This is a genomic window from Paenibacillus sp. FSL L8-0663, assembly GCF_038008125.1.
In the GTDB taxonomy this organism is placed as follows: Bacteria; Bacillota; Bacilli; order Paenibacillales; family Paenibacillaceae; genus Paenibacillus; species Paenibacillus polymyxa_D.
In genome coordinates, this window is record NZ_JBBOYM010000001.1 from 5155741 (window position 1) to 5177929 (window position 22189).

A 22189-nucleotide genomic window follows, 5' to 3' on the forward strand; every position below is an offset into this window, starting at 1 on the left:
CCTCAGTAACCAGTGTTACCGGGTGCAACTCTTTTATACTTCAAAGTTTCGAAATATTTACTAACTTAGAATACGAGAGGCTTGCGCAAAAGAAATGCCAGTATAATAGTGAAGGAGTATTTGAGTGGCAGTATGACCTTCTTTGGCCATTCCATTGGCTCCCCACTGACTCATACCAACACCATGACCATAGCCATAGGTTGTTATAGCAATCCGGTCCCCTTCAGCCTTCCAAGTAAACTCAGCCGAACGCAACCCCAGTTTGTTACGGATCTCCGGTCCCGTAAAGATTGAGCCACCAACTTCAATCTTCTTGATGCGATGTCCTTCTGTCTTGGAGAGTATACGAATCTCTGGCATACTTCCTCCTCCAGTAGAGGCGGCAATTGCAGTACGACTTAACCCCAATCTATCGAACACGCTTTGACGACTCAGTGTGACGGTTTCTGAATAACGCGGGGCCAACTGCTTGTCCCATGGACTTGATACGCTTCGTAAATAGGGCACTGCCTTCGCCCACACATCCTCTGAATTTTCGGTGTAGCCATTGCTAGTAGAAAAAAAAGATGCCGTAATGGGCTTGCCTTCATATACCATGATCGTATCCTTGGTGTCTCGTACGGCCTGCTGAATTTTAGCCAGCTCTGCGGATTTACCAGAATGCCCCCATTCTCTAGTAAGTTTAGCTTTGGAGATATAAGCCTGATGTTTAACAGTATCCGTCACATCTGCTCCCGCAGGGGCACCGCTAGTGTCATCAGCCAGCAAGCGCCGGGCAATGAAGGTACGCGCGGCTATGGCCTGCGCTTTCAGTGCCTCCCCCTCAAAGCTGGGCGGCATTTCGGCAGCTACTACGCCGACAATGTATTGCTCCAGCGGTAACGTCTCCGTGCGACCGGTGGACGTGACATACACACGCACGTCTGGCTCTGCCGCCACCGGTACGCTACGCGTTGGCGCAGCGGGCACCGCTGGCATCGGCGGGACGCCCGGTAAGCGCGTGACGGGCGTCTCACCCTTTGCCGTCACGCTAGGCGCAGCCGGTACTGCCGTGCGGCTGCTTGGCGGCACCGGCTGCGCCGTCTGGCGAGGCCACGCCATTAGCGCGGGCACAGCCATGGCAAGCACCAGCACCCCTGCCATGGCGGCGAATGGCAGCCATGGGCGGCGGCTGCCCCAGCGTGGGGCACGCCCGGCGGAAGGACGCAGGTGCGGCAGCGGGCTTGCAGCGCGTGTGTCATGGGCCGCTACTCCAGCGATAGGCAGAGCCGTATCAACAGAGTTCACAGCGGAAGGCACGGCTGTTGTACCCCGATTGGGCTTGACGCCAGTCGGCAATGTACCTCTTGCGTCCGGCTGCTGTTGCATAAGCTTATTTTTCTGTAACAAGGTAGCTATAGAGCCAGTGTCTTCCTCCGCAAATAAAGCCTGGCGATGTTCCTTAGGATGATGAATGGGTATACGGATGCGAACCTGCGAATCTTTCATAGGCTGAAACCTCCATCAAAGGGCTAAGTGTCCGGCTGGAAGTATAGATATACTCCAGCAGATATTTTCAATCATATGAAGTCGTCCACTTTGATAGAACCATTTTAAGAGAACTGAAAGAATGAAAAAGACTGGCTATAAACAATAAAAAGAACCAGTCCTTTCGGACTTGGTTCTTCGTTGTTTAAGAATATACGTATGCAACATGAAGCTACATGCGTTAAAGCTTAGGCGAGGGAAGGCTGAATCTTCTTAAACAGATTCCCAGACGCCTCTTCCGGCATTACGCGCTCTGTACTGGGTGAATGATCCAGTTTGGACTCTTCCACGGTCACTCTGTAAATGTCCGCTCCCAATCCGGTCAGCTTCTCAGCCAAATGAACGTAACCACGATCGATGTGATGTACGCCGGATACTTCCGTTGTACCTTCTGCAATGAGTCCGGTCAGAATCAACGCAGCACCTGCACGCAAATCTGTAGAGGTTACTTTCGCACCTGTCAGCTTAGCATTACCCGTTACAATGGCAGAACGGCCTTCGACCTTAATCTCCGCATTCATGAGATGAAATTCATCCACATGCATGAAACGATTTTCAAACACGGTTTCCGTAATAATGCTCGTTCCTTCAGCGGCAAGCTGAAGTGCCATCATCTGTGACTGCATATCGGTAGGAAAACCTGGATAAGGCAACGTTTTAACATCAACGGCTTTTAACGGCTTATCTGCAATGACACGAATTCCGTTCTCATCAGGTTGAATGGTTACACCCATTTCTTCCATCTTGGAAATAACCGGACCCAAATGATCGGATATTGCGCCTTCTACATATACGTTCCCGCCTGTGATCGCAGCAGCAACCATATAAGTACCTGCTTCTACCCGGTCGGGAATGACGGTATGTTTTACACCATGCAGCTTCTCAACGCCTTCAATACGAATAACGCCCGTGCCCGCACCACGTACTTTGGCACCCATTCCATTCAGGAAATTTGCGAGATCAACAATCTCAGGTTCCTTAGCAGCATTCTCGATGGTAGTTACGCCCTCAGCAAGAGTAGCGGCCATCATAATATTCTCGGTTGCCCCTACGCTGGCTACATCCAAATAAACTTTAGCTCCACGCAGACGCCCGTTACTTTTAGCTTCAATAAAACCTTGGCCCAGGCTAATTTCCGCGCCCAATGCCTCAAAACCCTTCAAATGCTGATCAATGGGTCGCGTTCCGATTGCGCATCCGCCTGGAAGCGAGATTCTTGTACGTCCCAAACGCGTAAGCAACGGTCCCATAACCAAGAATGAAGCGCGCATTTTCCTAACCCACTCGTAAGGGGCTTCACAGGAAATTATCTTCCGCGCGTCAACACGAATGACCTCATCTTGGTATGTAACGCCTGCTCCTAAGGACTCCAGCACTTTGTTAATGGTCATCACATCGTCTAGAGGAGGTGCATCAATAATGACACTTTCTCCTTCTTCTCCTAGCAGAGAAGCGGCGATGATCGGCAGAACTGAGTTTTTGGCTCCGCTGACTTTGACACTCCCGGTCAATCTGTTGCCACCGCGGACGATAAATTTGCTCATCTATGGTTCCCTCCGCGCGTCATTTCTCTTTTCCATTCTGGAAAAAAAGAACATATTCCGCTATTTTCATGCCTTGCTTTTTCATTACATAAAAAAACAAGATTTTACTAATACCCTAACTGCCATCATACCACTGATTAAAACAAGTATACAAGCGTTTTTTTGTACTTGACGACCATTGTACTCTAACTGATTCAGCCAGCTATACATGTATGGTTCTTTTGTTTACCATTGTTAACAATATGACGCGATGTTATTCGACAATTCCCGCAGAGACACAGTCATAAGGTCATATAACCCGCCTACTTCATGTTAAAACAAATTCTAGAGCATCTGGCTCCAAGAGATGTAGCTCAACAGGAACCCCGAAACCAACTGTCCCAAAATAATAGCAAGAAACAAGTGCAGCAATCTGCCCTGCGGTCCTTTGGGTTGTCGGATTAACAAATCCAGCTTTAAGCTCTGTAAAGCCCACCAAGCTAATGCTATACAGAGGAGCGATACGATCATAGAGATCAGCGCGGTCATACTCGCCGATTGACTTAGCTGTTCAGCCAATTGCTGTTTCCCGTTCAACCATAATTCCCCCCATCTGCGTCACAGACTTCTTTATAATACTCGGCGAACGCCTAATATGCCAGTGCTATTTCTGTTTTTAGGACATTTATTTCGACAAAATGTGATTAATCACTTCTGTTTCGTGAATTTAAAAGGTACTAAATACCTAGCAGCCAGGCAAGAAATAGGACTGTACATTTGGTAATAACAGCTAAAAAAAGAGTCCGATCACAGTGATCGAAGGAAGCAAGGTTCCTCCTCACCCTCTACCGGACATTTTCTGGCAGAAGTTATGAATTGGTCTCCTTGTCGTTCCATCCGTATACTATGCCGAACCCTTTTAAAATTCCACTTAAACTCCAATATTAATTCTTATTGGTTCTGATGCTTGTAGCATTTAGACGGTTAAGCGCCCGTTGCAGAGCTACTTCCGCCCGATGATGATCTATCTGTTCCTGCTTGCTCTGGAGCCGCAGTTCTGCCCGCTCCCTTGCCGCACGGGCACGCTCCACATCAATTTCTTCGGAACGTTCCGCACTCTCAGCCAAAATGACCACTTTATCCTTGCGGACTTCAAGAAAGCCCCCATTGACCGCGATCACTTCAGTTTGACCACCGATTTTAATGCGTATCGGTGCAATCTTCAAGGGAGTGACCAAGGGAAGGTGTCCGGGCAAAATCCCAAGATCGCCTTCCGAGCCGCGAACACTGATGCTGTTTACCTGTTCTGTATAGACCAGGCGCTCCGGCGTCACAATCTCTAGTAAATACGTGCTCACTTGAATCCCTCCTGGAAGCTGTCCGCAGACAGCTCACTTCGTAAGGCTCGGCTAATCTTTGCCTGTATGTTTACAGTGTTTTAGCTTTTTCAACTGCTTCTTCGATGGCTCCTACAAAAAGGAAGGCCGCTTCTGGAAGGTGGTCATACTTGCCTTCCAAAATTTCTTTGAAGCTTCGTACAGTTTCTTTAACCGGCACATATTTACCTGGGAAGCCGTTAAATGTTTCGGCAACGTGGAAAGGTTGAGAAAGGAAACGCTGGATTTTACGTGCACGTGCTACCAACATTTTATCTTCTTCACTCAGCTCATCCATACCCAGGATGGCAATGATATCCTGAAGCTCATTGTAGCGGGCCAAAATTTGTTTTACCCCTTGCGCTACATTGTAATGCTCTTCACCCACAACGTCTGGAGCCAAAATCCGGGAGCTTGATGCAAGTGGATCAACCGCCGGGTAAATACCCATTTCGGAAATTTTACGTTCCAGATTCGTTGTAGCATCCAAATGGGCAAACGTTGTAGCAGGAGCAGGGTCAGTGTAGTCATCCGCAGGCACGTAGATCGCCTGAATGGAAGTAACGGAACCTTTTTTAGTAGAAGTAATCCGTTCTTGCAATTGACCCATCTCAGTAGCCAGCGTAGGCTGGTAACCTACTGCTGAAGGCATACGTCCCAACAGGGCAGAAACCTCAGAACCCGCTTGGGTAAAGCGGAAAATGTTATCAATAAAGAGCAACACGTCACGGCCTTCTTGGTCACGGAAGTATTCCGCCATCGTCAGACCTGTGAGAGCTACACGCAAACGTGCACCCGGAGGCTCGTTCATTTGTCCGAACACCATCGCTGTTTTGTTGATAACGCCGGAATCTCTCATTTCATGGTACAAGTCATTTCCTTCACGTGTGCGTTCACCTACACCCGCAAATACAGAAATACCACCATGCTCCTGAGCGATATTGTTAATCAATTCTTGAATGGTTACGGTTTTACCTACACCAGCACCACCAAACAATCCGACTTTACCACCTTTGGCATAAGGAGCCAGCAAGTCGATAACTTTAATACCGGTTTCGAGCATCTCTGCTTGAGTTGTCAGCTCATCGAAAGAAGGAGCTTGACGGTGAATTGGGTTTCTAGCCGTTTCACTCATATCAGCACCATTATCAATTGGCGTTCCAAGTACGTTAAATACGCGTCCAAGAGTTGCTTCGCCGACAGGTACTGAAATAGGTGCTCCCAGATCTATGGCTTCAGCTCCACGAACCAAACCATCTGTGGAAGACATGGCAATACAACGCACACGGTTGTCACCTAGATGTTTTGAAGCTTCGAGCGTCAGGTCAATTTTGACTCCGCTCTCCAGCACAGTCCCAATATGAATGGCATTCAGGATTTCCGGAAGCTGTCCACGTTCAAACTCAACGTCGACAACCGGACCCATGATGCTCACTACGCGTCCTTTGTTCATCTTTTGGTTTCCCTCCTACAAGCTTGCACAGCCGCAAATCCGAACCACTCTGATTTGTTTTGCGCCCGCAATTTATCATAATAGTGTAGACTCTGCTATAAAACAGTCGCTATAAGCCTGATTAAGACTGAGCACTTGCCCCTGCAACGATTTCCGTAATTTCCTGGGTAATAGCCGCTTGACGAGCACGGTTATAGGTCAAGGAAAGCTCACCAATTAACTTGGAAGCATTCTTCGTAGCAGATCCCATTGCCGTCATCTTCGCTCCCAGTTCACTAGCTTTACCATCCAGCAAAGCGCCGTAAATGAGCGTTTCCGCGTAACGCGGTAGCAATACTTCCAGCACTCCTTCTGGTGAAGGCTCATACTCATAGTTAATTGAGGATGAAGCTGTAGCTGAATCCGGTGTTGCCATTGGTAACAGACGGTCAACTGTTGGAATTTGAGTCAATGCGTTGACAAAGCGGTTATAGCATAGATAAAGCTCATCAAATTCTTTAAGTTCAAAGCCTTGTACAGCCTTGCTTGCAATCGTTTTGATATCTGCAAAAGCAGGTGTATCCGACAGATCTGTTACCGATTCAGCGATAGGAAATTCACGACGTCTGAAATAATCCCGTCCTTTTCGTCCAATGATGAAAATCACAAATTCATCCTGTGAACGGTGACGTTCAGAAATCGTCTGCGTAACCTGTCGTAAAATATTGGCGTTATAACCACCAGCCAGACCACGATCAGATGTAATGATGAGATAAGCAGTCTTTTTAACCGGACGCGTTTCCAGCATTGGATGCTTGATGTTATTCGCTCCAGAAGCAATGCTACTCACAACTTCCTTAAGCTTTTCCGAGTAAGGACGAGCCGACTCCGCTTTCTCCTGAGCTTTTCTCAGCTTGGATGCAGCGACCATTTCCATCGCTTTCGTGATCTGCTTCGTACTCTGCACACTTTTAATCTGACGTTTAATCTCGCGCATACCTTTTGCCATGATTTCACCACCTTCAAGCTTTGGCAAAGCCAAAGCTAACTTCGTAAGATTCAAATCCAGCCGGGCATATGTTAAAGGGCCTGTTATTGAGGGTAAAACATGCCAAGGAAGCCAAAACCCGGAGGGCACGCTTCCTTAGAACATCTTTCATCATAAACAGGCAAATTCCAATGTATTATACCGACGTGGCGAATGATTTTTTGAATTTCTCGATAGCTGCCTTCAAAGCCGTTTCGTTATCAGCCACCAAGTCTTTCGTGTCGCGGATAGATTGAAGCACGTCCTGATGGTCAGACACCATGAAAGACAGGAAGTCTTTTTCAAAACGTTTTACATCCGCTACAGGGATATCATCAAGGAAGCCTTTTACAGCAGTATACAAGCTCACTACTTGTTGCTCTACAGCAAGCGGTTGGTTAACACCCTGTTTCAGAATTTCCATCATGCGTGCGCCGCGATCCAAACGGGCTTTTGTGGATTTATCCAAGTCGGACCCGAATTGGGAGAACGCTTGAAGCTCACGATATTGAGCAAGATCCAGACGCAGGGAACCTGCTACCTTTTTCATTGCTTTAATCTGAGCTGAACCACCTACACGAGATACGGAAATACCTACGTTGATCGCCGGACGTTGTCCTGCATAGAACAAGTCAGCTTCCAGGAAGATCTGTCCATCTGTGATGGAGATAACGTTGGTTGGAATATATGCAGAAACGTCGGAAGCCTGTGTCTCGATGAACGGCAATGCGGTAAGTGATCCGCCGCCCAACTCATCATTCAGCTTCGCTGCACGTTCCAGCAAGCGAGAGTGAAGATAGAAAACGTCACCCGGATATGCTTCACGGCCCGGTGGACGACGCAGCAACAGGGACAATTCCCGGTAAGCTGACGCTTGTTTAGTCAAGTCATCATAAACAACAAGGACATGCTCGCCTTTGTACATGAAATACTCACCCATAGCGCAGCCAGAGTAAGGAGCAATGTACAGCAATGGTGATGGCTCGGAAGCTGATGCCGTAACGACAATCGTATATTCCAGCGCACCGTGACGACGCAATGTTTCAACAACTTGAGCTACCGTGGATTGTTTTTGACCAATAGCGACATAAATACATTTCATGCCGTTACCTTTTTGGTTCAAAATTGCATCGATTGCGATAGATGTTTTACCTGTTTGACGGTCACCGATGATCAACTCACGTTGACCACGACCAATTGGAACCATCGCATCAATAGCTTTAATCCCCGTCTGCATAGGCTCATGTACCGATTTACGGGCCATAACGCCTGGAGCCTGACTTTCAACCGGACGGAATTCTGTTGTAGCAATCGGTCCTTTACCGTCTACTGGTTGCCCCAATGGGTTAACTACACGTCCAATCATTGCTTCCCCTACAGGGACCTGCATGATCTGGCCTGTACGTTTTACTTGACCACCTTCACGAATGTCGGAGAATTGACCCAAAATAACAACACCGACATTGCTTTCTTCCACGTTGAGCGCCAAGCCCAATACGCCAGTGTCGAATTCAACCAATTCACCGGCCATAACTTTTTCCAGTCCGTAGACGCGGGCAATACCGTCGCCGACTTCAACAACAGTGCCGACTTCAACGACCTCGATATCATTTTTATATTGTTCAATCTGACTTTTAATCAATGAACTGATTTCCTCAGGTTTGATACTCAAGTGTGTTCACCCCTATCTTCTATACTCGTCTGTTAAAGGATTTCTCGAGACGATCCAGCTTGCCGGCCAGACTGCCGTCGTACAATGTATCGCCGATAACCACTTTTAATCCGCCCAGCAGACTCGGGTCCACTATATTTTCCACACGGATTGTTTTATGTTCACGGGCTCCGAATTCCTCGGCTACCGCTGTTTTTTCCTGATCACTTAAAGCATAAGTCGAATACACCTTTGCATGAGCAAGTCCCAGCTTGTATTCCTGAATATCGAGGTATCCGGCAAGGAGAGATTCAAACAAATCTGCTCTACTACGCTGAATCAACAGTTTGATCGTGTTAATTAGCGAGGCAGACAACTTGCCTTCAAAACTGTTAGCCAGAACTTGAAGCTTGACCGCTTCCGTAATGTTAGGAGAATTAATGAATTTACGGATTTCAGCATCCCCCGATACAGCCTCTACAAAAGCACGTAGCTCCTGCTCGGTTTCCATAATGGTCTGTTCCTGCTCTGCCACTTCAAACAAAGCTTTCGCATACCGTTTGGCTACTACCGTATCCCGGCTCATGCTTTGCCTCCTACCTCTTTAAGGTATTGGTCGACAAGCTCTCCCTGGACTTGGTCTTCCTTGATTTCCTTTTGAATCAGTTTGGAAGCAATTTGTACCGAAGCTTTACCCACTTCGCTGCGCAGTTCGGCAACCGCCTTATTACGCTCGCTTGTGATTTCACGAACAGCTTCGTCTTTCAGGCGGACAGCTTCGTCTTTAGCCTGAACAATAATTTGCTCCGCTTGTTTGTTACCTGTTTGTTTTGACTGCTCAATAATGTCGTACGCTTCCTTACGTGCCTGCTGGAGAGCCTGCTTTTGCTCCTCAACATAAGCAGCAGCCTGTTCACGCGTCTGTGCCGCTTCATTCATTTGCTGTAATACAAGCTGACGCCGCTTCTCCATAACGGAAAAGAGAGGTCCGAATGCATAACGCGTTAGTAACCAGTACAAGATCAAAAATGCAATAATTGTGAAAACGATACTTGTCCAATTTAAACTCAATTGAAGTCACTCCTTTCCGGTGAACGTCAGTCCTAGTTATCCCTTAAGCCAAGCAACAAAGAAGGCGCGGATGGCTGTGGCCTTCCCCGCCAAACCTTGCAAGTTTCAAATTATTATGCCTTAGCGTAGAAAATAAACGCCAGAACGACCCCGATAATAGGCAAGGCTTCAACCAGACCTACACCGATAAACATTACCGTTTGCAAAGTTGATTTAGCCTCAGGCTGACGAGCGATACCTTCAACTGTTTTACTTACAATCAGACCGTTACCAATACCTGCGCCGAGCGCACCCAAACCTACTGCGATAGCTGCTGCTATTAATGCCCAAGCTCCCATTTAAAAAATCCTCCTTAGAGATGTGTATTTGTGTTGTACATGTATTTGCAGTTAAGAGCGAAGCGTACTCCTGAACTTAACTAAAAACCCGAAACTAATTTTAACTAATGCTCTTCTTCATGCGTGTCAATTGCCTGCGAAATATATACGAACGTCAAAATGGTAAAGACGAACGCCTGAATACTGCCGACAAAAATACTGAATCCTTGCCAGACCACGAGTCCCAATACGGAAGCAACCATACCTCCCACACCAAGTGCTGTCATTTTCAGCAGAACACTGATCAAAACTTCGCCGGCAAAAATATTACCGAATAGACGCATACCATGTGTCAACAGTTTTGAGAACTGCTCAATCAAGTTAATTGGCAAAAAGAATGGAAATGGCTGAATGTAATGCTTGAAGTAAGCTTTGGTATTACGGAAAATCCCCAGGAAATGAACCAGGACAAAGATCATCAAAGCCAGTCCAATGGATACCCCTGCATCTGCGGTAGGTGATTTCCACCAGCTGATACCTACATGGGCAGCTTCGCCCGGGTGAGACGCCTGTGCTTGTTCTAATGCTTCTTTGACTGGAATGATTTCATGTCCAAATACTTGGGCACTTTGCGCATTATCGAACTCGGTCACAATCCCGAACGGTAAGCCTAGCATATTTCCGACGAAGATGAACATGATCAGCGTCATCCCCAAGGAGAGGAATGGCTTCCCTTTTTTCAAATCCATCGTGCTGGTAATCAGTCCTTGAACGAATTCGACGACCCATTCCATAAAATTTTGCAGCTTGCTTGGATTGTCCACAGACAAATTGCGCGTTGCAGCAAATGCCAGTCCAAATACAATCGCGCAAGTCACAACCAGCATAATAATGACGGACAAGTCAATGTTAAATCCGCCCAATTCGATAATCGGTGATTCATGCAACATGTTTTCTCACCCCTTTCTCAGTTGAGCCATCATTTTTCCTGTAGCGCGAATATGATGCCTATAATTAAAAGAAGAAATTGTCCAGTCACCAGGCTTGCCATTACAGCGATCTCATGGAAATAGGCTGGAAATTCTAGCGCCAGCACTACTGCCAAAATAGAGGTCCCTACTCGAACGCCAAAGCCAATGCCCACCTTTTTCTTCTTGCCTTCACCGGCGGCTGCATTCGCAACCTGTCGAATTTTGTAGGCCATATACAGCACATTAAGACAGCTTACTCCCGTTCCCAGAATGATTCCGTGAGCAATGTCACGATGTTGGGGCATGAAGGCGGAGACCAGGAAACACAGAGCCATAATACCAAGCGCTACGATCCATAACATTTTTTGCATACGGGTCATCTCATTCATGGTTATCCCTCAATACCTTTCCGATCACAAGGGCAATACTTAATGCGCCTACAACCAAGCCTGCGAGAACGCTTACGCCAATCCAAATTCCGGAGCCATCAAGTTTAGCATCGAGCCACTTTCCGGCATAGAAACCACCCAATGTGCATATCGCCAAATCAATGCCGATCGCGCTCACCAATCCAATTGCCTTGAAGGCATTCCCGGTGTTATTTCGGTTGTTGTTTTGCTTGGAAGGTTTGACCACTTTTCCATGTCACCCCTGCAATTCCAGTCCATTTTACTTAAATATAAGATGCTTTGTCAATTGAGATATTTTAGCGCCCTAAAGTATAAAATCAAACGACAAAGCATCTTAAATTGCTGTATCCCTTGGTAACCGTACAGTTTAACTGTATGCTTGCCTTGTAAAGAATAATTATATCGGACGAACACCTTTTGTGAACATTGTGTGAAATTCTTCAGGACGTTCGGATTGAACGCCATAATGGTGCAAAATCGCATTGACAATTCTTACTGATGCTTTTCCATCGCCGTAAGGATTCGCTGCCTGACTCATAGAATCGTACAACGCGGAATCTGTCAAAAGTGCCTTGGTCCGATTGTACACGTTCTCTTCGTTCGTACCCACCAGTTCCAAGGTGCCCGCTTCAATTCCTTCCGGTCTTTCAGTCGTATCACGCAGCACCAGAACAGGTACTCCGAACGAAGGCGCTTCTTCCTGAAGCCCACCGGAATCCGTAAGGATCAGATGTGTATGTGGGTAAAAATTGTGCAGATCCACGACATCCAGCGGATCAATCAGCTTAATACGCGGATGGTTGCCTAAAATCTCAAATGCAGGTTCCTTCACAGCCGGACTCGGATGAACCGGATAAACAATAGCGATATCCTCAAACTCATCCGCAATTCGCTTAACCGCATTAAAAATCTGACGATGCGGTTCCCCTTGGGATTCCCGGCGATGTGCTGTCATAAGAATCAGGCGTTTGCCCTGAGCCCACTCCAGTACAGGGTGCTCGTAATCCTGGCGAACCGTATACTGAAATACGTCAGTTACTGTATTGCCTGTAACATATATTCGCGATTCAGGCTTGTTTTCCTTCCGCAAATTTCCAGCCGATAAAGAAGTAGGCGAGAAATGCAGATCAGACAGCACGCCTGTGAGCTGACGGTTCATTTCTTCAGGATATGGAGAAAGCTTGTTCCACGTTCGCAAACCCGCTTCCACATGCCCTACTTCAATCTGCTGCATAAAGGCTGCATAGCTGGCGAGGAAAGTCGTCAGTGTATCACCGTGAACCAACACGATATCGGGCTTGGCCTCACGCAATACAGGTTCCAGACCTTGAAGTACCCGCATGGAGATTTCATTCAGTGTCTGGCGATCCTTCATTACGTCCAGATCATAATCAGGGTGAATATTGAAAACTTCCAGAACCTGATCAAGCATCTGGCGATGTTGAGCTGTAACGCATACCACGGACTCGATATGCTCCGGGTGACGCTGAAGCTCCAAAATAAGAGGAGCCATCTTAATTGCTTCCGGACGCACACCAAAAATTGTCATCACTTTGATTTTGGACATTTTCTGTTGAACCCCTTTTCATAATAAATGTCCGCTTCACAGATCTTCCATTATTTAAAATAAGGACCTGTATAACGTCCATAGATTTTACCGAACTGCCAAAGGCAGTCTACTTGGTTCCGTACAAGCGGTCTCCCGCGTCACCAAGACCCGGAATGATATATCCATGATCATCCAGACGCTCGTCCAGTGCAGCGACATAGATGTCTACATCAGGATGTGCATCCTGCACAGCTTTGACTCCTTCAGGAGCAGCAATCAGATTCATCATTTTAATTTGAGTGCAGCCTCTCTTTTTCAACACATCAATCGCCGCAATTGCAGAGCCACCCGTTGCAAGCATCGGATCAATCACGATCAATTCGCGCTCAGTTACATCTGTAGGCAGCTTCGTATAGTATTCTACGGGTTGCAGCGTCTCAGGATCGCGGAACAGTCCCACATGGCCCACCTTTGCTGCAGGCAGCAGTTTTACTACGCCATCCAGCATACCCAAGCCTGCACGCAGAATCGGAATAAGACCCAGCATACGTCCGGAAATCACTTTACCTTCTGTCTCAGCAACCGGTGTCTGCACCGTAATGCTTTCCAGCGGGATATCCCGTGTAATTTCATAAGCCATCAAGGTTGCTACTTCATCCACCAGCTCGCGGAAATCCTTGGTGTTGGTCCGCACATCGCGGATAAATGTAAGTTTGTGTTGGATCAAAGGGTGATCACAAACCACCAGTTTCGCCATAATATATTCCCTCCGTTGCTTCTTCAGATACTGTGTTGTTTTTAATAAGTTAGCGAGTATCCTTCATAAATCCTAACTATTATATCATTCTAATCGCGCTTTTACACTAAAGGCTGTATATGTACAAAAATCATAAGCTAAAATTAGTATGTTTCATTAATAGGTGCTACTTATACTACAGTTTCAATGGACAAGAGACTGTCACTGACAGTCTCTTGTCCAAGCATTTGTTAATTAATTATGAGATTACCATACCGCTTTTCCACTGCATGTATACGTGCAATTTGAACTACATGAAAAAGTACATGTGCTTGCACAGCCACCTGTACAGGAAAAGCTACATGTTCCACAATAACCTTGAACATCTTCTCTATTTCCAATATTTTTTTTAGAAAATAAATTTCTCATTTTTTCACCTCCTTTCAGGTGTAATTGTCTAATCATTAAGCATTTACTTCACTCCTCACCAAGTTTATTTCATTAGTATTAAAATCAATGGTCCAGTTAGAGTCAGGGTGTCTTTTCCATTGATATTTCTTAGAAGTACAAGCCCACCAGTTCTCCATAGCTACCATAGTCTGACCGAGATCTTTTACAATCCTTTCATATAAATTATCATGAATCATTGCAGTATCATTAAAAGAATTGATTAGCTCTTGCAATGCAGTTTTACGTTCATACAATTGCAAGATTTCTTCTTTTTCGGATTCCAGAACGACCCCTACCATTTCATTTTTCATGATTTACACTCCTTAGTTAATAAAAGTTATTAATTAATCAATTGCTTTGACTTTGTTTTATAAAACTTATGAATAGGGTCTAAATAATCAACACTTTTTAAACTATTTCTAAACGTTATGCCTTCTTTCTCCAGACAATTTTTAATTTGAACTGAACATTCCCTTTCAATATGACTAATGATACATTGAATCTCAGAAGGTACATTAATTTGAGTCGTGAGTTTATGGTTCAAATATTTACATCTGTTGCAGTGGAATGCATCACATTCCTTGCATAATGGTGATTGTCCCAAGCCCACTAATTCTTTTGTTATCAACTTATTATCTAGGTCAAGATCGCACATATATTTTTCAGAGTCTTCAAAATAAAAAGCAGGGCACATATAAACTTTTCCATTGGGAGCAAGTGTGAATGTATTCTCTCCAGCACCACAGTTACACATTTTATCCAGTTCTAGAATATCAGTCAGTACATTAATCTCCAAGGGGCTTTCCTCTTTGTAACTTTTAATTATTAACGTGGAGAGTTTACTTAACTCTCTTTCATAACTCTCCAAGTTTTCTTTATTCCAAAGTTCGATATCATCTAAAATAAGATTAATTCTATTAAAGTTAGGCTTTAAAACTTTAATAAGCCCTTCTATACTGGTTATATTCCCCTTATTTATTTTGAGAATGCATAATTGATTATCATTTTTATCTATTTGTGTATTTTGAATTTGATATACGTCGTTATCAAAAATTTGTATAAATTTATTACCTTTGTGATAATTAGTTTCACTCATTCGTAGTATTGATGCATCAGCGTAAGGAAAGTCTCCTAATAGAATAGGCGTTAAGTTGTGATTTTTACAAAACTGCAGTCCAAGCTTATAAGTCTCCTCATCCATATATTCACTTTCTGATCTGATTTTACTCTTGTATGAACAATGCGTTGTTATATGATCCGATTCCAAAAACATTAAATACTTCTCTTTCCCATCCGGTACTGATACTGATGGCTTTATTCCCGTTCTTTTTTCAAACTTGTTCCAGAAGTAATCATTCGCATTACAATTTGCTTTATGCATTTTACAAATAAACGTTGCCCTTTGAAATATGGTATCAGTAGATGCAGTGTCATAATTATGCCCAACACACCATGCGCATCCAGACGCAACTTCACAATTGATACACTCTTCTGTACTTTGATTTTGGAGATTAAGTAACATAAAAGGTCTTAAACGGTTTTTATCAATTCCAGTGTGTATATTACCAATGGAGTATCCAGGTCTGTTACTTAAGGAATAATCAACGAATCTAACACACGGGAAAAAGTCACCTTTATAATCTATAGCAAGCATTTTCCCAACTCCACAAAAATTCTGATTTAGCTTTTCCTCATCAAGTGGCTTACCTAAATTTTCTTCAAAAAATCTTACATTATGATCCTTCCATAGATCGTGATCTAAAATATAATCTGCCAATTCTTTGAGTTGGTCCTCAAAAATCTGGTCATCTCCTTCTTCCCACACATCTTCAAATATTACATTTGCTGACACATCATTTATTCCTAATTCCCACAAACTAATTATACTATCTTTAAGATGTGGTAAATCATCATGTGAAAAGGTAGCCTTAGTGTGACTGTTCGGAAACTGTCTCTGCCACAACGAAATATTATTCTTCACAAGATCGTATGAACCACTACCATCAGGAAAAACCCTTTGCATATCATGTTTGGTCTTATTTCCGTCTACACTAATTCCAATATTCAACTTACTATGGTTCTTCTTAATAAATCTCTGAACTTTAGGCGTATGGTATAAAAGACCGTTCGACGAGAAATTAAAACGATAATTGTTAAACCAGGGATGATTCAATTGATACATCTGAATTTTTATATAATCACAAATTTTATCAATTAAATCAATTTCCAGAAATGGCTCGCCCCCAATAAAATCCCAAATCACCGCTTTTTCTGGAAAATATTCCGGATGACTCAGTATATAATCTACCGCCTTTTTGGCAATTTCAAATGTCATTTTATTTTTATGATTTTTACCTACTATATAACAGTACTTACAAACTAAGTTGCAGTCCTCAGTAACACAAAAAGTAATTTGTTTCCCTTCTTCTGCTCTCCACTCCTCTACGGTTTTACCTAACATATAATTCAGTGTACTCATACTTCCCCTCCCATAATCCCTCTTTTTAATAATGAATTTATTTCATCATACCTAAAGTCTCTTTTGCTAATTAATCTGGCTATATGACCAGTTATAAATGCTGCTGCTATACTGGAACCCACTAAATACTTATAATTTGGTATTTCGCCAATTCTCCTGACATCATTAACATTATCGCAAGCATAAAAATATTTATTAGTAAAACAATAATGTTCAGGATTTAAATTAGATAAGCCCAAGACACCAATAACATTCTTTAATCTAGCAGGTAAGGATCTAACTTTATTATTATTAGCAGCGGCTACAACAAAGACTTCATGTTTCCTAGCTTCACATGCCAATTTTTTTAACGGCTTTGCATACCTAAGTTTTTTCGTCCCCAAACTCATGTGTATAATATCAGGATTACAATCTATTGCCCTCTTAAAAGCATACAATAATAATCTTCCGTCAGATCTTAGTTGTTCATTTAGTATGTTCATACTTATAAATTCAACATTTGGCGTGATATGCCTAATGGCCATTGCAACTGCTGTTCCATGATCATTATTATATGAAAATTGTTCTTCCTCCAATAAAAAACCATTATTATCGAAACTGAAATGTATAGATTCCTTTACATGCTCTACGAGCCCCCCTTTCTCTAAATCTATTCCGCTATCTAAAACAACAATTTTGACAGGTCTACAAGCAAAAGTATTGGTTCGAATCACCTTCTCCCTCCTTATTGTTAGATTGGCATTTCAGAACTAAACAGATCTATATAATTTTTATTACTAGTTAAACTAGTATGGATACCACTCTCAATAACCTTTCCTTTATCAAGAATGATTATTTTGTCACAATCAATAATATTAGATAGATGGTGCGCTATAATGACTATTGTATGATTATGAGAAAGTAAGTTAAGGGTCTTATTAATAAAGTACTGTGACTCATTGTCTACAGAAGAAGTAGGTTCATCTAACAAAATAATCCTAGTATTTCTTAATATTGCTCTTGCAATTGCAAGCCTTTGTTTCTCCCCACCCGATAAATTGGTACCGTTTTCACCAATTATTGTTTCATACCCATTTGGCAAATTAATAATTGCATCATGAATGTAGGCCTTTTTACATGCTTCATAAAGGTCATCAACAGTGGCATCATGATTAGCGACAAGCAAATTTTCTTTTATTGATCCACCAAAAAAGTAGGGTACCTGTTGAACAAGCGTAATATACTTTCTAAGACTAAGTTCATCAATTTCTTGTAAGTTATAATTATCAATATAGACATGACCACTTAAAGGTGAATAAAATCTAAGTAATATATTGAAAATTGTTGATTTCCCAGCACCACTTCTTCCTACAATTGCTGTTTTGGAAAAAGGTGATACTTCGAAGCTTACATTGTCGAGAATTACACGATCCGTCTCATAGGATACAGACACATTTGTAAAATTTATTCCTCCAATTAAATTATCCGTTATCTCCACCTTTTCTAATTCAAAGTTGTATTCTTTTCTATCCATAACAGCAAATATTCTTTCAAGTGATACAACTAATCTTTGAAAATCAGTATTGAATTCTGTAACTTGCATTAATGAATTAATTAATTGAAATGAATATGTGTTTAAAGCGATAAAAATTTCTATAGATAATGTTTTAGTTTCAACAACAAGATATGCACCTATTAAAATTATAAGAATTTGGATGATGAAGCTAATAATCTGAGCGAGGTTTTGAGAAATAGCCTGTAAATGTACGATTTTGATTTTTTTCACTTTAAGTTTTTCCGTAGCAGTACCGAAGTTAACTAAGTTCTGATCTCGTATATTAAGATTTCTAATTTCCTTAATACCAATAAAAGACTGCTGTACTATGAAATATATATAATCATTAATACTTGAAGCTTCGGTACTTCTAGCTTTAATATGCTTAGAAAATAACTTTACAATGAAATATAAAATTGGAATTAAGGCAACAATCAAGAGAGCTAATTTCCACTCAATGAAAAAAAGAGTTACACCTATAGCCAAAGACGTTAGTAAATTCACGATAAAGTGTACCGACTTACCCACAATGACGTCGGCAACTACCTCAGTATCATTATGCAACTTAGAAATAAATTCAGACACACCTATTTTGTCAAAGTCATAAATTGATAAGTTCATTATTTTCTTATATAACGTTTGTTTTAAGTTTAATATAATAGATTCATTTAAAAACGAAAAAAAATGTGCCCTACCAATATTGACCATTGTTTGAATCAAAAAGAATATTATAAAAAATAATGTAAATTTATATAGTTCATTTAGATTTTGATCGTATAGGGAAGTAAGAATTTTTGCCCATAATAAAGGCTGAGCAAGACTTAAAACAACTGAAGCTATTATCACACCTATATTCACTAAAAATTGTACTTTATAAGGACGGATTAGCATCCACATACGTCCTAGTAATTTCAGGGTTATTGGATGTTTAATATAATCCATAATCTAGCCCCTCGCCTTGTGACTTTAAAATCTCTTAACAAATAATAATACAATTGATTCCATATTAATGTGATCATTCTCTCAAATGAATATTTTTTTGAATAAAAGCAATTTATATACAATAGTATGCAAATGAAAAAGCTTATCCAATAAATGAATCGGAAAGCTTTTCATCTGTGTTTATCTATACTTCAAATTGTCCCATGCCCCCTGAAATTGCTGAAGCATTTCATCCTTTGTGATAACCCCTGCAATATAGGCTTGCATACTGCTGCTTAAATCCTGATTCAGCCCCTTCGGAAAGCGTTGGAAGTTCCAACTCCATATCTTGCCTTCCCTCACATGCCGAGATATTTCTGCACCTAGATCGCCTGTCGTCTCGTCGCTGGACGTAATACTTTTGAAGGCGGGAACAAACTTAAACTCCTTGGTGATATAATGCTTGCCTGTTTCTGATGTGACCAACCAATTGAGAAATTCTTTTGCCTCCTGCTTCACAGGCGAATTTTTGTTGACCACCCAGTTCGAGGCTACTCCCACCGCGAGTCTACCTCCTGTGGAGGGATCATTGTCTATAGGCGCAGGCAGAATACCCAAATTCAAGTTAGGATTAATTCCATCTATTTGCGGTTGCGTCCAGTTCCCCTGGTGCATCATAGCAGCCTTACCTGTCGAAAACAGCGTCACTTGTGTATTGTAATCCGTCGTGAGCGGATTGCGGTTCCCATATTTTATAGTCAGGTCAAGCAACTTCACCCACTGATCGAACACCGGGTTACCGGGGATGCGAGCTGTTCCTTTGTTTAAATCCTCAACATAACTTTCCGGGTTCGGCTGTCTGGCAAACGGAATATTGATAAAATGGTTCCCCAGAACCCACCATTCCGCATACCCGTTAGCAAAAGGTATAATCCCTGCCGCTTTCAGTCGCTTGGCCGCTTCCTCCAGTTCATCTATCGTCTGAGGTAGTTTGGTTATGCCCGCTTTTTTGAACAAATCCTTGTTATAAACAAAACCAAATCCTTCTAGGTTCATAGGCTGTCCATAAATCTTACCGTTAACCGTCATCGGCTTACGAGCGAAATCGTCCAGATCCTTTACCCATGGCTGATCCGACAAATCCTCCAAGTACTCCAACCACGTATCGCGGTCCTGGTAGCCCTCATTTGTGAAAATGTCCGGCTGATCGCCTGATGCGAATTTAGCCTTCAACGAAGCACCGTAGTCCGTACCACCACCGACAGATTGGATATCCAACTTGATGCCAGGGTGCGCTTTTTCATATTCTGCCTTCAGCTTATTTAGCGGTTCCGAAATCTCTACTTTGAATTGATAAATGTGTATCGTTTTCGTTTCACTCTGTTGAGCCTTCGTATTTCCGCAACCTGCAAGTGTACATGCGAGCAGCACCATCAAGGAGATGACAAGCAACGCTGTTCTTTTCATCGGATATCCCTCCCTTCAGCCTTTGACCGCACCGGCTGCAATGCCAGAAACGATGTATTTTTGCATCACCAGAAAAAACACAACAATTGGCGTGATCCCCAACACCAGTGCTGGCAGCGCCAAGTCCCATTGCTTGGTGTACTGACCAAACAACATATAGGTTGCAATCGGAATGGTGCGCAGCTCAGGATCATTCAAAATGAGCGAAGGCAACAGATAGTCATTCCATATCCATAAGGTATTCAAAATAAGCACAGTTACGAACATAGGCAGCAGGAGTGGACAAACGATGCGAAAGAACACCCCGTACCGGGATGAACCGTCCACCCTTGCCGCCTGCTCGATCTCAATAGGTACCGTTTTAATAAAGCCATGAAAAAGAAAAACGGATAAAGGCGCCCCAAAACCCAGGTAACATAGGATCAGTCCTGGTATACTGTTGTTTAAGCTCAATACGTTGGACACTTCCATAAGCGGCAACATAATCGATTGAAAGGGAACTACCATTGCTGCCACAAGTAAACCGAATAAAAACCGATTAAAAGGAGTGTCATGCCGAACCATCTGGTAAGCGGCCATCGAGCTGATGAGCAGCAAAAGCGCATTACTGACGATCGTGACAATCAGTGAATTCCCCAGTGCTGTGGGAAAGTTTATTTTATTCCAGGCGTTAGCATAGTTTTCAAAACGGAAGGTTGTCGGCCACGAAGCGGAATGGGCCAAAATGTCACCAAAGGATTTAACGGAGTTTACGAGCAAAAAATAGAATGGAACCAGAAAAATTAACCCGATCACAATAAGCAATATTTCAGCAACCCATGTGCCCAAACGGTAGTTTGACGTTTTTTCCATTACATTTCGACCTCCTTTTTCTTCGTGAGACGCACCTGAATGCTGGTAATGATCGCAACGACCACGAAGAAAATCATAGCCTTGGCAGTTCCCAATCCAAGTCGATTATTTGTAAACGCTTCATTATATATGTCCAACGCTACAGACTCTGTCGACTTGAAAGGTCCCCCCTTTGTGAGAGCCAAATTCAATTCAAATACTTTAAAGGACCAGGATATCGCCAGGAACAAGCAGACGGTCACCGCTGGCATAATAAGTGGCACTACAATATGACGCAAAATCTGTCTTCGGCCCGCGCCGTCAATTTGAGCCGATTCAATCAGGGCAGACGGGACATTATTTAACGAAGATATGTAAATAACCATGAGATAACCTGCATATTGCCATACAAACACAATGACAGTTCCCCAAAAAGCAGTTGGCCCATCACCCAGCCACGGCAGTTTAAAAAAGGAAAGCCCTGTTGCCTCCCCTACCGCAGAAAAGCCGCGTACAAATATAAATTGCCAGATGAAGCCGAGCAGCAAGCCGCCAATCATATTGGGCATAAAAAATACAGTTCGCAGTGCATTACGGGTACGCAACGGTTTGGTAAGTGCATAGGCTAGGAAAAAGCCAATCAGGTTCGTTAGAATGACACCACATACGGTAAACCGAACTGTAAACCAGAACGCATTACGGAAATCTGGATCATCCCTAAATATATGAACGTAATTCCCTAGCCCGAGCCATCGGATATTTTCAGATACTCCATCCCAGTTCGTCATGGAATAATACAGCCCCAGCAGGAACGGAATGACCATAATCAAGACGAAAAACAACGCCATCGGTCCCACAAATACGAGCTGCTGCAATAATTGCGCGGATTTTCTTTGACTCAATGTAATCACTCCTTT

At 43.1% G+C, this 22189-nt stretch carries 23 protein-coding genes; all 23 read right to left on the minus strand.

Annotation, left to right across the window (positions count from 1 at the left end; all coding sequences use genetic code 11):
* Positions 1-60: 60 nt before the first annotated feature.
* The 23 genes from spoIID to MKY75_RS22875 all read right to left on the minus strand — a co-directional run bounded on the left by spoIID (position 61) and on the right by MKY75_RS22875 (position 22174).
* The gene (gene spoIID, locus MKY75_RS22770; protein ID WP_241113436.1) at positions 61-1488 is read right to left on the minus strand and encodes a stage II sporulation protein D; all 1428 of its coding nucleotides are present in this window, start codon (positions 1486-1488) and stop codon (positions 61-63) included.
* 227 nt (positions 1489-1715) lie between these two features.
* Positions 1716-3071, minus strand: a complete 1356-nt coding sequence (gene murA, locus MKY75_RS22775; protein WP_029518503.1) for a UDP-N-acetylglucosamine 1-carboxyvinyltransferase — start codon at positions 3069-3071, stop codon at positions 1716-1718.
* Positions 3072-3395: 324 nt separating this feature from the next.
* Positions 3396-3647, minus strand: a complete 252-nt coding sequence (locus MKY75_RS22780) for a DUF1146 family protein (RefSeq protein ID WP_039271550.1) — start codon at positions 3645-3647, stop codon at positions 3396-3398.
* 347 nt (positions 3648-3994) lie between these two features.
* Positions 3995-4408, minus strand: a complete 414-nt coding sequence (locus tag MKY75_RS22785; protein WP_013312322.1) for a F0F1 ATP synthase subunit epsilon — start codon at positions 4406-4408, stop codon at positions 3995-3997.
* 70 nt (positions 4409-4478) lie between these two features.
* Positions 4479-5879, minus strand: coding sequence for a F0F1 ATP synthase subunit beta (gene atpD / locus MKY75_RS22790; protein ID WP_029518505.1), 1401 nt, complete (start codon positions 5877-5879; stop codon positions 4479-4481).
* A 121-nt stretch (positions 5880-6000) separates the two neighbouring features.
* On the minus strand, positions 6001-6867 hold the full coding sequence (gene atpG, locus MKY75_RS22795; RefSeq protein ID WP_023990707.1) for an ATP synthase F1 subunit gamma: 867 nt from the start codon (positions 6865-6867) through the stop codon (positions 6001-6003).
* Positions 6868-7042: 175 nt separating this feature from the next.
* Complete coding sequence (gene atpA / locus MKY75_RS22800; protein WP_029518506.1) at positions 7043-8557, minus strand: F0F1 ATP synthase subunit alpha; 1515 nt, start codon at positions 8555-8557, stop codon at positions 7043-7045.
* Positions 8558-8576: 19 nt separating this feature from the next.
* On the minus strand, positions 8577-9122 hold the full coding sequence (locus MKY75_RS22805) for a F0F1 ATP synthase subunit delta (protein WP_029518507.1): 546 nt from the start codon (positions 9120-9122) through the stop codon (positions 8577-8579).
* A complete protein-coding gene (gene atpF / locus MKY75_RS22810) occupies positions 9119-9607 on the minus strand; it encodes a F0F1 ATP synthase subunit B (RefSeq protein WP_023990709.1) in 489 nt (162 codons plus the stop codon). Before atpF ends, MKY75_RS22805 begins: the two co-directional genes overlap by 4 nt.
* Positions 9608-9720: 113 nt before the next feature.
* Positions 9721-9945 (minus strand): F0F1 ATP synthase subunit C, encoded by a 225-nt coding sequence (atpE, locus tag MKY75_RS22815; RefSeq protein ID WP_025683777.1) that lies wholly within the window; start codon positions 9943-9945, stop codon positions 9721-9723.
* Positions 9946-10049: 104 nt separating this feature from the next.
* Positions 10050-10874 (minus strand): F0F1 ATP synthase subunit A, encoded by an 825-nt coding sequence (gene atpB, locus MKY75_RS22820; protein WP_069010011.1) that lies wholly within the window; start codon positions 10872-10874, stop codon positions 10050-10052.
* 29 nt (positions 10875-10903) lie between these two features.
* Complete coding sequence (locus MKY75_RS22825) at positions 10904-11284, minus strand: ATP synthase subunit I (RefSeq protein WP_069010012.1); 381 nt, start codon at positions 11282-11284, stop codon at positions 10904-10906.
* Complete coding sequence (locus tag MKY75_RS22830; protein ID WP_069010013.1) at positions 11277-11531, minus strand: AtpZ/AtpI family protein; 255 nt, start codon at positions 11529-11531, stop codon at positions 11277-11279. The genes MKY75_RS22825 and MKY75_RS22830 overlap by 8 nt, the downstream gene beginning before the upstream one ends.
* A gap of 171 nt (positions 11532-11702) precedes the next feature.
* Positions 11703-12872, minus strand: coding sequence for a non-hydrolyzing UDP-N-acetylglucosamine 2-epimerase (wecB, locus tag MKY75_RS22835; protein ID WP_029518511.1), 1170 nt, complete (start codon positions 12870-12872; stop codon positions 11703-11705).
* A gap of 109 nt (positions 12873-12981) precedes the next feature.
* Positions 12982-13611, minus strand: a complete 630-nt coding sequence (gene upp, locus MKY75_RS22840) for a uracil phosphoribosyltransferase (RefSeq protein WP_013312332.1) — start codon at positions 13609-13611, stop codon at positions 12982-12984.
* Between the two features lie 246 nt (positions 13612-13857).
* Positions 13858-14055, minus strand: coding sequence for an AC3_0185 family rSAM-modified Cys-rich RiPP (locus tag MKY75_RS25650; protein WP_445671526.1), 198 nt, complete (start codon positions 14053-14055; stop codon positions 13858-13860).
* On the minus strand, positions 14055-14351 hold the full coding sequence (locus MKY75_RS22845) for a CXXX repeat peptide modification system protein (RefSeq protein ID WP_250240607.1): 297 nt from the start codon (positions 14349-14351) through the stop codon (positions 14055-14057). The genes MKY75_RS25650 and MKY75_RS22845 overlap by 1 nt, the downstream gene beginning before the upstream one ends.
* Positions 14352-14380: 29 nt before the next feature.
* Positions 14381-16519, minus strand: coding sequence for a radical SAM peptide maturase, CXXX-repeat target family (locus MKY75_RS22850; RefSeq protein WP_340886616.1), 2139 nt, complete (start codon positions 16517-16519; stop codon positions 14381-14383).
* Entirely contained in the window at positions 16516-17232 is a 717-nt protein-coding gene (locus MKY75_RS22855) for a S8 family serine peptidase (RefSeq protein WP_340886619.1), read from the minus strand. Before MKY75_RS22855 ends, MKY75_RS22850 begins: the two co-directional genes overlap by 4 nt.
* A gap of 17 nt (positions 17233-17249) precedes the next feature.
* Positions 17250-18995: an ABC transporter ATP-binding protein gene (locus MKY75_RS22860; RefSeq protein ID WP_340886622.1), complete on the minus strand. Its 1746-nt coding sequence runs from the start codon at positions 18993-18995 to the stop codon at positions 17250-17252.
* Between the two features lie 180 nt (positions 18996-19175).
* Positions 19176-20441, minus strand: a complete 1266-nt coding sequence (locus MKY75_RS22865) for an ABC transporter substrate-binding protein (RefSeq protein ID WP_340886625.1) — start codon at positions 20439-20441, stop codon at positions 19176-19178.
* A 15-nt stretch (positions 20442-20456) separates the two neighbouring features.
* The gene (locus MKY75_RS22870; protein ID WP_318627941.1) at positions 20457-21293 is read right to left on the minus strand and encodes a carbohydrate ABC transporter permease; all 837 of its coding nucleotides are present in this window, start codon (positions 21291-21293) and stop codon (positions 20457-20459) included.
* Positions 21293-22174: a carbohydrate ABC transporter permease gene (locus tag MKY75_RS22875; RefSeq protein ID WP_029518514.1), complete on the minus strand. Its 882-nt coding sequence runs from the start codon at positions 22172-22174 to the stop codon at positions 21293-21295. The genes MKY75_RS22870 and MKY75_RS22875 overlap by 1 nt, the downstream gene beginning before the upstream one ends.
* Between the last annotated feature and the right edge of the window lie 15 nt (positions 22175-22189).

What these genes read in the sequence shown, in the direction of transcription:
- spoIID (WP_241113436.1), bottom strand. Translation starts at nt 1,488, where the DNA reads ATGAAAGATTCGCAGGTTCGCATCCGTATACCCATTCATCATCCTAAG.
- murA (WP_029518503.1), bottom strand. Translation starts at nt 3,071, where the DNA reads ATGAGCAAATTTATCGTCCGCGGTGGCAACAGATTGACCGGGAGTGTC.
- atpD (WP_029518505.1), bottom strand. Translation starts at nt 5,879, where the DNA reads ATGAACAAAGGACGCGTAGTGAGCATCATGGGTCCGGTTGTCGACGTT.
- atpG (WP_023990707.1), bottom strand. Translation starts at nt 6,867, where the DNA reads ATGGCAAAAGGTATGCGCGAGATTAAACGTCAGATTAAAAGTGTGCAG.
- MKY75_RS22805 (WP_029518507.1), bottom strand. Translation starts at nt 9,122, where the DNA reads ATGAGCCGGGATACGGTAGTAGCCAAACGGTATGCGAAAGCTTTGTTT.
- atpE (WP_025683777.1), bottom strand. Translation starts at nt 9,945, where the DNA reads ATGGGAGCTTGGGCATTAATAGCAGCAGCTATCGCAGTAGGTTTGGGT.
- atpB (WP_069010011.1), bottom strand. Translation starts at nt 10,874, where the DNA reads ATGTTGCATGAATCACCGATTATCGAATTGGGCGGATTTAACATTGAC.
- MKY75_RS22825 (WP_069010012.1), bottom strand. Translation starts at nt 11,284, where the DNA reads ATGAATGAGATGACCCGTATGCAAAAAATGTTATGGATCGTAGCGCTT.
- wecB (WP_029518511.1), bottom strand. Translation starts at nt 12,872, where the DNA reads ATGTCCAAAATCAAAGTGATGACAATTTTTGGTGTGCGTCCGGAAGCA.
- upp (WP_013312332.1), bottom strand. Translation starts at nt 13,611, where the DNA reads ATGGCGAAACTGGTGGTTTGTGATCACCCTTTGATCCAACACAAACTT.
- MKY75_RS25650 (WP_445671526.1), bottom strand. Translation starts at nt 14,055, where the DNA reads ATGATTAGACAATTACACCTGAAAGGAGGTGAAAAAATGAGAAATTTA.
- MKY75_RS22845 (WP_250240607.1), bottom strand. Translation starts at nt 14,351, where the DNA reads ATGAAAAATGAAATGGTAGGGGTCGTTCTGGAATCCGAAAAAGAAGAA.
- MKY75_RS22850 (WP_340886616.1), bottom strand. Translation starts at nt 16,519, where the DNA reads ATGAGTACACTGAATTATATGTTAGGTAAAACCGTAGAGGAGTGGAGA.
- MKY75_RS22860 (WP_340886622.1), bottom strand. Translation starts at nt 18,995, where the DNA reads ATGGATTATATTAAACATCCAATAACCCTGAAATTACTAGGACGTATG.
- MKY75_RS22865 (WP_340886625.1), bottom strand. Translation starts at nt 20,441, where the DNA reads ATGAAAAGAACAGCGTTGCTTGTCATCTCCTTGATGGTGCTGCTCGCA.
- MKY75_RS22870 (WP_318627941.1), bottom strand. Translation starts at nt 21,293, where the DNA reads ATGGAAAAAACGTCAAACTACCGTTTGGGCACATGGGTTGCTGAAATA.